The following is a 12,575-nucleotide window of genomic DNA, read 5'->3' on the forward strand; positions in this document are numbered from 1 at the left end:
GGCTGTCAGGCGGTCTGCGCCTCGGCGAATTGCGGGCCGCAGGGGCCGAGGCGGACGCCCGGGCGCAGATGCCTGTAGGGGATGCTCGCAATGGCGCAGGGATTGGCGCCGGGCGCTTCGGCGAAGAGCACGGTCTCCGCGATGGGCTCGTAGTCGGCAAGGAAGTGGATCGCGCTCTTCACCGCGACGATCCGCTGGGCGGTCGGCTCGACGCCGAGTGCGCGGAACATGGCCTGGTCGGCGTTCTGGGCGCGTGTCGAGGCGACGATCACCCGCACGAGCCCGCCGCCATGGGTGTCGATCCTGAGGCAGGCCATGGGGCCGAGATGCGCGGTCGCCCCGCCATAGAACGGGCCGGTGAAGAGGAACTGGCCATCGGACAGCGCCTCGACCGTCGCGGTGGCGGTGACGGGCGGGCCGCCGACGTCCGGGAAGCGGCCGCCGATCCGGGCTTCGATCGTCGCGTCGAGCCCCGCCGCGTGGGCTGCGGCCGCGCAATCGGGGTCCCAGAGCACGCCGATGGCGGCGTCTCGGGCCCCGTTGTCGAGGAGCGCCCGGAGCAGCCCCGTTGTCTCGCCGGTCGCGCCAGCGCCCGGATTGTCCTGCGGGTCGGCGATCACGACCGGGCGCTCGGCGCCGGCTGAGATCTCCATCGCGCGGCGCACCGCCTCGCCGGCCGGCAGCAGCGGATTGGCGAGCTCTCCTTCCGCCTCTGTCACGGCCTTCGCCATGGCGTCGGCGGCCGCCGACGCGGCGCGCTCGTCCTCCCCATAGGCAAGGATGGAGGGGCCGCAATCGTGAATGTCGGCGGGCGGAAATCCGAAGGCGAAGTCCACGGAGACCGCGCCGTCGCGTTCCAGCCCGGGCAGCAGGCCGTAGAGCCGCGCTGCCGGCTCGCGCCGCGTCGATTGTGCGGTGATCGGCGCGATGAAATCGAGCTGCCGGAACGCCTTGGCGAAGGGGCGCCCGCGGGCGATAAGCGCGCCAAGGAGCCGGGCGGCGCGTGCGCCCGTCTCCGCCATGTCGACATGGGGATAGGTGCGGTAGATCGCCGTTATGGAGGCGAGTTCGGCGAATTGCGGCGTCAGATTGCCATGGAGATCGAGGCTCACCGCGATCGGCAGGTCCGGGCCGACGGCGTCGCGGATGCGGCGCAGGAGCTCGCCCTCGCCGTCCTCGTAGCCGTCTGGAACCATCGCCCCGTGAAGGTCGAGATAGAGACCGTCGAGGGGGCCTGCGGCCACGACCGCGTCCACGATCTCGCCGGAGATGCGGTCGAAGGCGTCGCGCTCCACATAGCCGCCGGGTTCCGCGCCCGCCCACAGGACGGGCACGAGGTCGAAGTCGCCCGCCGCCGAGATGAAGCCGCCGATCGGGATATTGAGGCCGGAGAAGGTTTCCGGGACCGCGTCGCCCCGCGTGATGCCGGGCCAGGCGCCGCCGCGCTCGAAGTCGGAGTACCGGGTCGGAATCGGCGCGAAGGTGTTGGTCTCGTGCTGGAAACCGGCAATGGCGATGCGGGGCTTGCTCATGTCTCTCCAGTCGGTTGGCCGCCGGACACGGTGCCGGCCACGCCGATATCCTTCAGCGCGTCGGGCGGGGTGGCGAGCGGGTCTTCGTCGAGAAGGCAGAAATCGGCGCGCTTTCCGGTCTCGATGGAGCCGAGCTCGTCGTCGAGCTTCAGCACATGGGCCGCCCCCAGCGTGATGCAGCGCAGGGCGGCCTGCACGGGGATGCGCTGCGCCTCGCCGAGCCGCCGGCCCTCCGCCGTCAGCCGGTTGACCGCGCACCAGGCAGTGAACAGCGGTGCCATGGGGGTGACGGGCGCGTCGGAATGGATCGCGAACTCGCCGCCGAAGACGTCCAGCGCATCCGCGCAGGCATCCATGCGGAACGCCCGGTCCGGCCCGAGCGTGCGGGTCAGGTGGACGTCGCCGAAATAGTAGAGATGGTTGGCGAACAGATTGACCGTGAGGCCGAGCGCGCGCATGCGCTTGAACTGCGCGCGGTTGGCGAGCTGGGCGTGCTCCAGCGTATGGCGGTGGTCGACATTGGGATGGGCGCGCATCGCCGCCTCGAAGGCGTCCATGGCGAATTCGGAGGCCGCGTCGCCATTGGTGTGGATATGGGTCTTCACGCCGTGCCGGTGGAGCGCCATCACCGCGGCGCGGAAATGGTCCGGCTCCATGTTCCAGATGCCGTGGTCGGTGCCGGTGTAATAGCCCGGTGCCTTGAGCTTGGCGGTGAAGCCCTGGATCGCGCCGTCGGTGAAGAGCTTGGCGCGGCCGAGCCGCAGCTTGTCGGTCGAGCGCGCCCTGAGAGCCACCGCGCGTTCCGCCTCCCTGTCGGGGTCGCCCTCCATGGCGTTCATGATCGGCACGTAGCGGACGGGAAAGCCGTCCGCGCCGGTCACGCCGATGAGCATGTCCACCTCTTCCCCGTGCAAGCCGGAGAGCAGGTCGGCGACCGTCGTGACCCCGCAGCGCCTGGCGACCTCGCCATAGGCGCGCACGGCCTCCCCGTTGTTGCTGAGCGAGGCGAAGTCGAGCCCGGTCGCATTGAGCACGGGCGCCATGGCGGCGAACTCCTGGAGCTCGCCGGAGGGCGTGCCGTCCGCCTCGCGCATGACGCCCTCGATGTTGCTGGATGCGTCGAGGCCGGCCCCGGCGAGCGCCGCGGAGTTCGCCGTCAGGAGATGGACGTTGGAATGCAGGATGGCGACCGGCCGCTGCTCCGAGACCCGGTCGAGGTGGTGCCGGTCGAGCCTCTCGCCCGCCACGAAATTCGGATCGAACCCCCAGGCGACGAGCGGCCGGCCGTCGTCCTCCATCGCGCTTTCGAGCTCGCGCAGGCGCGCAACGAGGGCATCCGTCGAGCCGATGCCGGGCCACACGCGCCCCGCAGGATCGGTCCGGTCGTAATGGCCGACATAGGGGTAGCGCCAGATGCCGCCGGCCATGACATGGGCGTGGGCCTCGATGAGGCCGGGCAGCATGATCTTGTCGGCATAGCGGTCGTCGACCGCGGCCTCTCCCCAGCCCTCTGCACAGTCGGGGCCGCCGACGGCAAGCACGAGACCGTCGCGGACCGCGACATGGGTCGCCTCGGGGCGATTGGGATCCATGGTGAGGATTTTTTTCGCCCGAAACAGCGATATTCTGGACATTGAGAGCCTCCGCCGGAGATGGCGGGCGGTAGCTTGACCCGGCGTCGCCTCCTGCGTCAAGCTGAGAGAAGGCGTTGACAGCGCGAGCCGGGGACGCGTTAATTCAAGCCTAAACGGATGGCAGTGGCGAGCCATGCGAATGAGACGGGATATCTCAATTCCCGCATCCAAAGAACGAAGCCGCAAACAGAGGGGTGACAACATGAAACGGTGGACGAAGCGGGAGTTTCTCGTGGCCTCTGCCTCCACGCTCGCGCTCCCGCTCGGGGCGTCCGTGCTGGGCAAGGCCGCCTACGGGCAAGGCAAATCTGTACTTCGCGTGATTCCCCATGCGGATCTGAAGAACCTCGATCCGATCTGGACCACGGCCTATATCACGCGCAACCACGGCTATCTCATCTACGACACGCTGTTCGCGATGGATGAGGACTTCAAGCCGCAGCCGCAGATGGTCGATAGCTGGACCGTCTCCGACGACAAGAAGACCTGGACGTTCACGCTGCGCGAGGGTCTGAAGTTCCACGACGGCGCGCCAGTGAAGGCTGAGGATTGCGTCGCCTCGCTCAAGCGCTGGGGCGCGCGCGACGGCATGGGCCAGCAGCTCATGAACGTCACCGACAGCCTCGAGGCGGTCGACGACCGCACCTTCGAGATGAAGCTCTCGGTACCCTACGGTCTCGTTCTGGAGTCGATCGGCAAGATCTCCTCCAACGTGCCCTTCATGATGCCGAAACGCGTCGCGGAGACCGATCCCTTCGAGCAGATCAAGGACTATACGGGCTCCGGACCCTTCCGGTTCGTGTCGGAGGAGTGGACGCCGGGCTCGAAGGTCGTCTACGAGAAATTCGAGGACTATGTCCCGCGCGACGAGCCGCCCTCGGCGGCCGCGGGCGGCAAGGTCGCCAAGGTCGACCGGGTGGAGTGGCTCTACTTCCCCGACCAGACCACGGCCATGAACGCGCTGCTGGCCGGCGAGGTGGACTATTTCGAGCAGCCGGCGAACGATCTGACCCCGATCCTGGAGAGCAATCCGGACATCACGGTGGAGGTGAACGACCCGCTCGGCAATATCGGCTTCGCGCGGTTCAACCACCTCCTGCCGCCGTTCAACGATCCGGAGGTCTGCCGCGCCGCGATCATGGCGATGAAGCAGGAAGACTACATGGCCGCCGGCGTCGGCGACCAGAAGTACTGGAACACCTGCTTCTCCGTCTATCCCTGCGGCACGCCCAATGCGAGCGAGGTCGGTTCCGACGTCATGAAGGTCGGCGATCCCGCCAAGGCCAAGGAGGCGCTCGCCAAGACCAGCTACGACGGCACGCCCGTCGTGATCATGCAGCCGACCGACATTCCGCTCCTGTCGGCCTTCTCGCTGGTGACGGCGGAAGCCTTGCGCAAGGCGGGCTTCAAGGTCGAGATGCAGGCGATGGACTGGTCCACGCTCACCTCGCGCCGGGCCAGCCGCGAGCCGGTCGACAAGGGCGGCTGGAACATGTTCCACACCTGGTGGATCGGCGCCGACGTGATCGATCCCATGTCGATCGCGTTCTCCGGCGATCCCGAGAAGGGCTGGTTCGGCTGGGCCTCCGACGAGGAGCTGGAGGAGGCCCGCAAGGCCTATCCCCTCGCCAAGACCGAGGAGGAGAAGCTGGCGGCGGCGCACAAGGTCCAGGAACGTCTCTGGGCCATCGGCGCATCGGGCCATCTCGGCCAGTTCTTCGTGCCGGTCGCCTACAGCAAGAAAGTCTCCGGCCTGATCCGCTCGCCGGTCCAGTTCTTCTGGAACCTGTCCGTTTCGTGACCCATGAACCCTCGCCCGGCCGCTCCCCGAGGGGCGGCCGGGCAGGCGGAAAGACGGGCTAGATGCTGCGATACATTCTCATGCGCGTGCTCGCGACCGTGCCCGTGATGGCGGTCGTGGCGCTCTTCGTGTTCCTTATGCTGCGCCTTTCGCCGGGCGATCCGGCCTCCGTCATCGCCGGCGACTACGCCACCGCGGAGGACATTGCCCGGATTCGCGAGCAACTCGGGCTGAACGACCCGATCCCGCAGCAGTTCCTCACCTGGATCGGCGTGTTGCTCCAGGGGGATCTGGGCACGTCGATCTTCACCAACCTGCCCGTGACAACGCTGATCGCGCAGCGCATCGAGCCAACGCTCATGCTGTCGCTGACAACCATCGTGTTCTCGGTCCTCGTCGCGGTCCCGCTCGGTGCCGTGGCGGCCTGGAAATCGGGCAGCCTGATCGACCGGTTCGTGATGCTGTTCTCCGTGGCGGGCTTCTCGGTGCCGGTCTTCGTGCTCGGCTATGTGCTGATCTATGTCATCTCCATGAAGCTCAACCTGTTGCCGGTGCAGGGCTACCGAAGTCCCGCCGACGGTCTCGGCCCCTTCTTCGCCCATATCGCGCTGCCGACCATGACGCTGAGCGTGATCTTCATCGCGCTGATCGCGCGCATGACGCGGGCCTCCGTGATCGAGGTTCTGCAGGAGGACTATGTGCGCACCGCCCGCGCCAAGGGGCAGAACGAGTTCACCATCCTGATCCGCCACGCGCTCGCCAATGCCGCCGTACCGATCGTGACGGTCATCGGCATCGGCATCGCGCTCCTGATCGGCGGCGTGGTGGTGACCGAGAGCGTCTACAACATTCCGGGCCTCGGGCGTCTCGTGCTCGACGCGGTGCTGGCGCGCGACTATCCGATCATCCAGGGGCTGATCCTGTTCTTCAGCTTCGTCTACATCGTCATCAACCTCCTGATCGACATCAGCTATTCCTTCTTCGACCCGAGGATCCGCTACTGATGGCCCTTGCGAAGGACACTGCCGAAGAGGAGGGCGTGGTGGGCGCCCGGCGCGAGAAGAGCGCACTCGGCCTCGTGCTGGCCCACCGCGGCGTCCTCATGGGCGGCGGGCTGCTGCTCGCAATGGTGCTCGTCGCCATTGTCGGCCCCAACTTCACCTCCGATCCCATGGCGCTGAACCCCACCCAGAGGCTGAAACCGCCCTCCATGGAACTCTGGTTCGGCACCGACTTTCTGGGCCGCGATGTCTTCGCCCGGGTCGTGTCGGGCGCCAGGGTCTCCCTCGTCGTGGGCGTGGCCGTGGCTGCCGTCGCGGTGGCGATCGGCCTGTTCCTCGGCATGATCGCGGGCTATATCCGCGCGCTCGACGCGCCGATCATGCGCATCATGGACGGGCTCATGTCGATCCCCGGCATCCTGCTCGCCATCGCGCTCGTCTCGCTGTCGGGCGCGACGCTCATGACGGTGATCGTCGCCATCGTGGTGCCGGAGATCCCGCGCGTGGTGCGCCTCGTCCGCTCGGTCGTGCTGACGGTGCGCGAGGAACCCTATGTGGAGGCGGCGATCGCGGCGGGCACGCGCACGCCGCTCGTCATGACCCGCCATATCCTGCCCAACACGATCGCGCCGCTCATCGTCCAGGCGACCTATATCTGCGGCTCGGCGATGCTGCTGGAGGCCATTCTCGGCTTCCTCGGAGCGGGCATCCCGCCTGAGATCCCGAGCTGGGGCAACATCATGTCGGAGGGGCGGACCTATTTCCAGATCAGCCCATGGATCATCTTCTATCCCGGCATCGCGCTGGCGATCACCGTGCTGGCGGTCAATGTGATGGGCGACGGGCTGCGCGACACGCTCGACCCGAGAATTGCGAGGAAGATGTGAGCGAGCCGGTTCTCGATATTCGCGGTCTGACCGTGGAGCTGCCCAAGGGCGCCGACCGGCGCTATGCGGTGGACGATGTGCGCTTTTCCGTGGATGCCGGAGAGCTCGTCTGCGTGGTGGGCGAGTCCGGTTCGGGCAAGTCGGTCACCGCCTTCACGGTGATGGGGCTGAACCCGCCGCGCGCGCTGAAGCCGGTCGCCGGCGAGGTCATGGTCCAGGGCATCGACGTTCTGAAGCAGTCGACACGGGCCATGCGCCGGCTGCGCGGCGAGAAGATGGCGATGATCTTCCAGGAGCCGATGACGGCGCTGAACCCGGTCATCAAGGTCGGCGAGCAGATCAGCGAGATGCTGGAGATCCACACCGACCTCTCGCCGTCGGACCGCCGCAAGCGCGTGCTGGAGACCATGGGGGACGTGAACCTCCCGGAGCCGGAGAAGCTCTATCACTCCTATCCCCATCAGCTCTCCGGCGGCCAGCGCCAGCGCATCATGATCGCCATGGCGCTGACCCTCGAACCGGCGCTTTTGATCGCCGACGAGCCGACCACAGCGCTCGACGTGACGACGCAGGCCCAGATCCTGAGGCTCGTGAAGGACATCCAGCGCCGCCACGGCATGGGCGTGCTGTTCATCACCCACGATTTCGGTGTGGTCGCCGAGATCGCCGACCGGGTGGTGGTGATGCGCGACGGGCGCATCGTGGAGCAGGGGCCGGCAAGCGAGGTGCTCAATGCGCCCAAGGACCCTTATACCCAGATGCTGATGGCCGCCGTGCCGAGCCTTACCCCGCCGGAGCGCCCCGAGCCCAAGCCCGCCGATCCGGCGCTGGAGGTGAAGGGGCTCAACAAGGTCTATGGTAGCACGGGCTGGTTCTCCTCCGGCCGGCTGGTGCATGCCGCCCAGGATGTCGAGCTCACCGTCCGTCCCGGCGAGACCCTTGGCGTGGTCGGCGAATCCGGCTCGGGCAAGTCGACGGTCGCGCGCTGCGTGGTGCGGCTGGTCGATCCCACATCGGGCACCGTGCTCATCAATGGCGAGGACGTCGCGCGCCTCGACGAGCGCAGGTTGAGGCCGCACCGGCGCGATATCCAGATCGTCTTCCAGGACCCGTACCGCTCGCTCAATCCGCGCCGCACGGTGGGCCAGTCCATCGTCGAGGGGCCGATGAATTTCGGCATGAGCGCGGAGAAGGCGCTCGCCAATGCGCGCGAGCTGATGACGGTGGTGGGGCTGTCGCCCGACGCGCTCGACCGCTTCCCCCACCAGTTCTCCGGCGGCCAGCGCCAGCGCATCTGCATCGCCCGTGCGCTCGCCATGGAACCGAAGGTGCTGATCGCCGACGAGGCGGTCTCCGCCCTCGACGTCTCCGTGCAGGCCCAGGTGCTCGACCTGCTCGCCGATATCCGCCAGCGCTTCGATCTGGCCATGCTGTTCATCACCCACGACCTGCGCGTCGCCGCCCAGATCTGCGACCGCATCATGGTCATGCGCCACGGCCAGGTGGTCGAGCAGGGCCTGACGCGCGAGGTCTACGGCCATCCCCAGCACGACTATACCCGCGCACTGCTCGCAGCCGCGCCGGGCCGGGAGACGCGCTTCGCGGGGACGGCGGCCTGACCTCAGGCCCATCTAACGAGACTTTCCCGCCTTTCGTCATTCCCGCGAAAGCGGGGACGCATGAGCGGACTCGGAGAGATGGATCCCCGCTTTCGCGGGGACGACGAACAAAGGAACCGCGAGGGCAACCAAAGAATCGCGACACCGTTGGGTTCCGCAAACGAGTCCCGGGACGACGCTTTCTTCTCAATTCCAGCCGTGCCTGCCGCTCAGACCGTGCTCATTCCCATCCGGCCGGCGATGCGGCCCATCTGGCGGAACGCCGGCGACAGGATGGTGAACGGGTGTTTCGGGCCGGGTGCGCAAGGGCTTAAGCTCGCGCTCTTTCGTGAACCGATTCGCCCGAGGAGAATGCCTGCCATGAGATCCTTCATCCGTATCGCCGCGCCTGCAGCCCTGTTCGCGCTCGTCACTGTCGAGCCCGCAAGCGCCCATGTCGGGGCGGGCTCCACCTCCTCCTTCGCCGCGGGGCTTACCCATCCGCTGGGCGGGCTGGACCATATCCTCGCCATGGTCGCTGTCGGCCTGTGGGCGGCGCTCAAGGGCGGGCGGGCCCTGTGGGTCTGGCCGTGCGCCTTTGTCGGCGTCATGCTCGTCGGCGGCGCGCTGGGCATGGCAGGCATGCCGCTGGCCTTCGTCGAGCCGGGCATTCTCGCCTCCATCGTTGCGCTCGGCATTCTCGTCGCGCTCGCCGTCGACCTGCCGGTGGCGGCCGGCGCGGTTCTCATCGGTGTCTTCGCCCTGTTCCATGGCCACGCCCATGGCATGGAAGCCCCGGCCGCCGGAACGGCGCTGCTCTATGCCGCGGGCTTTGCGCTCGCCACCGCGGGCCTGCACGGGGTTGGCGTCCTGTTCGGGCTCGTCTCGCGCGATGCGCTGTGGCGCAATGTGATCCGCGGCGCGGGCGCCGCGACGGCGGCGGCAGGTCTCGCGCTGGCCGTCGTTTGAGGGGCTTGCCTATCCGCGGCGCCGTGCAGGGACCGGCGCCGCGGGAGCAAGGGCTCAGATCGCGTTCTTCCCCATCTGGTCGGCGATGTAGTCGGCCTGGCGGATCGCCAGCGCCACGATGGTGAGCGTCGGGTTCTCCGCGCCGCCGGTCGTGAACTGGCTGCCGTCGGAGACGAACAGATTGTCGATGTCGTGGGCCTGGCCGTGGCGGTTGACCACACCGTCGGCCGGCTTCTCGCTCATCCGGTTGGTGCCCAGATTGTGGGTCGACGGGTAGGGCGGCGTGTGGAAGGTCCGCGTCGCGCCGACCGCGTCGTAGAGCGCCGATCCCTGCCGGTAGGCATGCTGGCGCATGGCCTTGTCGTTGTCATGGTCGTTGAAGTTGACATTGGGCGCCGGCAGGCCGAACTGGTCCTTCTCGCTGGGATGGAGTGTGATGGCGTTGCCTTCCTGGGGCATGTCCTCGCCGACGATCCACATGCCGGCCATGTTGGCATACATGTCGAGCGCGCTGGAGAAGGACCGCCCCCAGGCGCCCGGATCGAGGAAGGCCGCCATGAAGGGCAGGCCGAGCGACAGGGTCTCGAACTCGTAGCCGCCGACGAAGCCGCGGCTCGGGTCGAGCTTCGCCTCGTCCTGGATGATGCCGGCCATGGTCGTTCCGCGATACATGTGCACCGGGCGCTCGAAGATGCCGTAGATCGAGCCCGTCATGTGGCGCATGTAGTTACGCCCCACCTGGCCGGACGAGTTGGCGAGCCCGTCGGGGAACATGGAGGAGGCGGAGTTCAGGAGCAGGCGCGGGCTCTCGATGGAGTTGCCAGCGACCGCCACGATCCGCGCCTTCTGGCGATGCTGGTTGCCATCCTTGTCGGCATAGACGACACCCGTCACCTTGCCGTTCGCGCCGTGCTCGATCTGGAGCACCTGCGCATCGGAGCGGACCTCCAGATTGCCGGTCTCCTCGCCCTTGGGGATCTCTGTATAGAGCGTCGACCATTTCGCGCCCGACTTGCAGCCCTGGAAGCAGAAGCCGATCTGCAGGCAGGAACCGCGGTCGTCGCGGGGCTCGGAGTTGATCGCCATGTGGCCGGTATTGCAGGTCTTGTAGCCGAGCAGGTCCGCGCCCTTCTTCATGACCTTGAAGTTGTTGTTGCCCGGCAGGCCCGGAATGCCGTTCGTCCGGGTCACGCCCATCTTGTCCTCGGCCTTGGCGTAATAGGGCTCCATCTCCTCCAGCGTGACCGGCCAGTCGAGGAGGTTGGCGCCGGGCACCGCACCGTAATGGGTGCGCGCCTTGAACTCGTGCGGCTGGAAGCGCAAGGAGGCGCCGGCCCAGTGGACGGTCGAGCCGCCGACTGCCTTGACGATCCAGGCCGGCAGGCCCGGAAAGTCCTTGTGGACGCGCCAGCTGCCCGAGGTGGTGCGCTTGTCGAGCCAGGACAGCTGGGTGAAGGCGGCCCATTCGTCATTGACGAAATCGCCAATATCGTGCCGTGCGCCCGCCTCCAGGACGACCGTCTTGATGCCCTTCTGGGCGAGCTCGTTGCCAAGCGTTCCGCCGCCCGCGCCGGAGCCGACGATGACGACGACGCTGTCGTCGTTCAGATCGAATTTCGCAGCCATCTTTCCCTCCCCCTTCAGACCTGGTCGAGCCAGTCGATATCGTCGAAGCCGCGGTGGAGATAGCCGCCATAGGACGCGCTCTCGCCCTCATAGCCGAAGATCGCCCAGACCTCCTTCTGATTGTAGAGGCCCGTGATCATGTGGCCGCGCACGGTCTGGAAGAACGGGCTCTCCTGCATGTCGGAGAGGATCGCCACGCGGTCGGCCTCCCAGGCGACATCGGCGTAGTTGCGGCCCTGCCGGCCCTGTGCCGCCTCGTTAAGCCCCGTCGCGCCATCCTCCAGGAGGGTCTGGAGCCCCGCATCCTCCCTGGCCTTGGCGTCGAGGCCGGTAATGGCGATGGCGTAGTACTTGTCCGCCAGCCGGTCATGGGGATAGAGATCGCGGGCCATCTGGACGAGGGTCGCGAAGGTCTCCGGCTTCAGGGCATCCGCAGTGGCCGCCCAAGCCCCGTTCGCGCCCGCGATCATGCCGCCCGGCAGAACGGTCATCGCGACAAGGCCCACGCCGCCCGAGGCGATAAGCCCGCGCCGCGTGACCGTCACGCGCTTGTCGATCAGTCTCATTGTCGTTTCCTCCTTGGTTCTTGTTGGGCCCGTTTTCGGGCCTCGTCGTTGCCTGCGCGGGGCAGGCGGATCAGGTGTAGCGGCCGTGCCTCTGGAGCACCTCGATCTTGTATCCGTCGGGATCGGTGACGAAGAAGAAGCGGGCCATGAGCGCGCCGTCGCGGTGGAACTCCTTGATCGGCGTGGGGCCAAGCCCGAGTTCCTCGAAACGGGCGTGCTCGGCGTCGAGATCGGCGACGGAGCAGGCGAGATGGCCGTAGCCCGTGCCGTGGGTATAGGGCTCGTCCTGCCCGTGATTGACGGTGAGCTCGACCTCGAAATCGTTCTCGTCGTTCTTCAGATAGACCAGCGTGAAATCGTCGAAAGCGAACCGGTCCTTTATGCCGAGGCCGAAGGCCTTGCCGTAGAAGTCGACGGATTTGTCCTCGTCAAGGACGCGGATCATCATGTGAATGGGTTTGGCCATTCCGTACGGTTGCTCCCTGTCTCTCCCGAGGCGGGCGTGCGGAGACAGGGCGCGCAAAAGCGCGTCCGGCCCGGCGTCCCTGCCGTCAGGCTCCGGTTTGTCGAGATGGCAACAACTTTAATGCGGAACGGCGCCGCGGTGGTGTTATCCCGGTACTACGCGACGACGCGCTGCGCAGGGTCCGCCTCGCGGGCGAGCCGCTCATGGTCGAAACCGCTGTCGAGATAGTTCAGGCAGCAGCAGCGCAGGAGCGAGGCGAAGTTCGTGACCTCGCCATGGATGTCGAGCGCCTCCTCGTAGAGCTTGGAGAGGAAGCGCGCCATCGGCATGTCCTGGGCCTCCGCGATCTCCTCCAGGATCGTCCAGAAACGGGCCTCGAGCCGCACGCTCGTCGGGTGGCCGAGAAGCCGGACCGAGCGCGTTTCGTATGCGTATCCCCTGGGGTCCTGTCCGGCAAAGATATGGCACATGGCTGGCGCTCCATCCCTTGTGTGG

The 12,575-nt window shown here is 67.2% G+C and carries 12 protein-coding genes; 5 read left to right on the plus strand and 7 right to left on the minus strand.

Going from position 1 to position 12,575, the window contains the following annotated elements:
* Positions 1–5: 5 nt before the first annotated feature.
* Together HW532_RS16560 and HW532_RS16565 are read right to left on the minus strand one after the other, a co-directional pair.
* Positions 6–1,532, minus strand: coding sequence for a M81 family metallopeptidase (locus HW532_RS16560; RefSeq protein WP_213161523.1), 1,527 nt, complete (start codon positions 1,530–1,532; stop codon positions 6–8).
* Entirely contained in the window at positions 1,529–3,124 is a 1,596-nt protein-coding gene (locus tag HW532_RS16565) for an amidohydrolase (RefSeq protein WP_213161524.1), read from the minus strand. Before HW532_RS16565 ends, HW532_RS16560 begins: the two co-directional genes overlap by 4 nt.
* Before the next feature lie 244 nt (positions 3,125–3,368).
* Between HW532_RS16565 and HW532_RS16570 the strand changes: the two genes are divergently transcribed.
* The 4 genes from HW532_RS16570 to HW532_RS16585 all read left to right on the plus strand — a co-directional run bounded on the left by HW532_RS16570 (position 3,369) and on the right by HW532_RS16585 (position 8,474).
* Positions 3,369–4,967, plus strand: a complete 1,599-nt coding sequence (locus HW532_RS16570) for an ABC transporter substrate-binding protein (RefSeq protein WP_213161525.1) — start codon at positions 3,369–3,371, stop codon at positions 4,965–4,967.
* A gap of 62 nt (positions 4,968–5,029) precedes the next feature.
* Entirely contained in the window at positions 5,030–5,971 is a 942-nt protein-coding gene (locus HW532_RS16575; protein WP_213161526.1) for an ABC transporter permease, read from the plus strand.
* Positions 5,971–6,855 (plus strand): ABC transporter permease, encoded by an 885-nt coding sequence (locus HW532_RS16580; RefSeq protein ID WP_213161527.1) that lies wholly within the window; start codon positions 5,971–5,973, stop codon positions 6,853–6,855. Before HW532_RS16575 ends, HW532_RS16580 begins: the two co-directional genes overlap by 1 nt.
* On the plus strand, positions 6,852–8,474 hold the full coding sequence (locus HW532_RS16585) for an ABC transporter ATP-binding protein (RefSeq protein WP_246479242.1): 1,623 nt from the start codon (positions 6,852–6,854) through the stop codon (positions 8,472–8,474). The genes HW532_RS16580 and HW532_RS16585 overlap by 4 nt, the downstream gene beginning before the upstream one ends.
* A 209-nt stretch (positions 8,475–8,683) precedes the next feature.
* Here HW532_RS16585 and HW532_RS16590 read toward each other — a convergent pair whose 3' ends face one another.
* Positions 8,684–8,836, minus strand: coding sequence for a hypothetical protein (locus tag HW532_RS16590; protein WP_213161529.1), 153 nt, complete (start codon positions 8,834–8,836; stop codon positions 8,684–8,686).
* On the opposite strand from HW532_RS16590, the gene HW532_RS16595 reads away from it, so the two are divergent.
* The gene (locus HW532_RS16595) at positions 8,835–9,422 is read left to right on the plus strand and encodes a HupE/UreJ family protein (RefSeq protein ID WP_213161530.1); all 588 of its coding nucleotides are present in this window, start codon (positions 8,835–8,837) and stop codon (positions 9,420–9,422) included. The two genes, HW532_RS16590 and HW532_RS16595, sit on opposite strands and share 2 nt — an antisense overlap.
* A gap of 54 nt (positions 9,423–9,476) precedes the next feature.
* Here the strand turns inward: HW532_RS16595 and HW532_RS16600 are convergent, their stop codons facing one another.
* The 4 genes from HW532_RS16600 to HW532_RS16615 all read right to left on the minus strand — a co-directional run bounded on the left by HW532_RS16600 (position 9,477) and on the right by HW532_RS16615 (position 12,550).
* Positions 9,477–11,048 carry a GMC family oxidoreductase gene (locus tag HW532_RS16600; protein WP_213161531.1) on the minus strand — a complete coding sequence of 524 codons (1,572 nt, stop codon included), beginning with the start codon at positions 11,046–11,048 and terminating at the stop codon, positions 9,477–9,479.
* 14 nt (positions 11,049–11,062) lie between these two features.
* The gene (locus tag HW532_RS16605; RefSeq protein WP_213161532.1) at positions 11,063–11,614 is read right to left on the minus strand and encodes a Twin-arginine translocation pathway signal; all 552 of its coding nucleotides are present in this window, start codon (positions 11,612–11,614) and stop codon (positions 11,063–11,065) included.
* Positions 11,615–11,684: 70 nt separating this feature from the next.
* Positions 11,685–12,080, minus strand: a complete 396-nt coding sequence (locus tag HW532_RS16610) for a VOC family protein (protein WP_213161533.1) — start codon at positions 12,078–12,080, stop codon at positions 11,685–11,687.
* A 155-nt stretch (positions 12,081–12,235) separates the two neighbouring features.
* The gene (locus HW532_RS16615) at positions 12,236–12,550 is read right to left on the minus strand and encodes a ribbon-helix-helix domain-containing protein (RefSeq protein ID WP_213161534.1); all 315 of its coding nucleotides are present in this window, start codon (positions 12,548–12,550) and stop codon (positions 12,236–12,238) included.
* Between the last annotated feature and the right edge of the window lie 25 nt (positions 12,551–12,575).

Origin of the sequence: Kaustia mangrovi (genome assembly GCF_015482775.1) — a bacterium.
GTDB classification, from domain to species: domain Bacteria; phylum Pseudomonadota; class Alphaproteobacteria; order Rhizobiales; family Im1; genus Kaustia; species Kaustia mangrovi.

Excerpts from the sequence above, each read along its gene's own strand:
- HW532_RS16560 (WP_213161523.1), bottom strand. The coding sequence starts at position 1,532 with ATGAGCAAGCCCCGCATCGCCATTGCCGGTTTCCAGCACGAGACCAAC.
- HW532_RS16565 (WP_213161524.1), bottom strand. The coding sequence starts at position 3,124 with ATGGATCCCAATCGCCCCGAGGCGACCCATGTCGCGGTCCGCGACGGT.
- HW532_RS16570 (WP_213161525.1), top strand. The coding sequence starts at position 3,369 with ATGAAACGGTGGACGAAGCGGGAGTTTCTCGTGGCCTCTGCCTCCACG.
- HW532_RS16575 (WP_213161526.1), top strand. The coding sequence starts at position 5,030 with ATGCTGCGATACATTCTCATGCGCGTGCTCGCGACCGTGCCCGTGATG.
- HW532_RS16580 (WP_213161527.1), top strand. The coding sequence starts at position 5,971 with ATGGCCCTTGCGAAGGACACTGCCGAAGAGGAGGGCGTGGTGGGCGCC.
- HW532_RS16595 (WP_213161530.1), top strand. The coding sequence starts at position 8,835 with ATGAGATCCTTCATCCGTATCGCCGCGCCTGCAGCCCTGTTCGCGCTC.
- HW532_RS16590 (WP_213161529.1), bottom strand. The coding sequence starts at position 8,836 with ATGGCAGGCATTCTCCTCGGGCGAATCGGTTCACGAAAGAGCGCGAGC.
- HW532_RS16600 (WP_213161531.1), bottom strand. The coding sequence starts at position 11,048 with ATGGCTGCGAAATTCGATCTGAACGACGACAGCGTCGTCGTCATCGTC.
- HW532_RS16605 (WP_213161532.1), bottom strand. The coding sequence starts at position 11,614 with ATGAGACTGATCGACAAGCGCGTGACGGTCACGCGGCGCGGGCTTATC.
- HW532_RS16610 (WP_213161533.1), bottom strand. The coding sequence starts at position 12,080 with ATGGCCAAACCCATTCACATGATGATCCGCGTCCTTGACGAGGACAAA.
- HW532_RS16615 (WP_213161534.1), bottom strand. The coding sequence starts at position 12,550 with ATGTGCCATATCTTTGCCGGACAGGACCCCAGGGGATACGCATACGAA.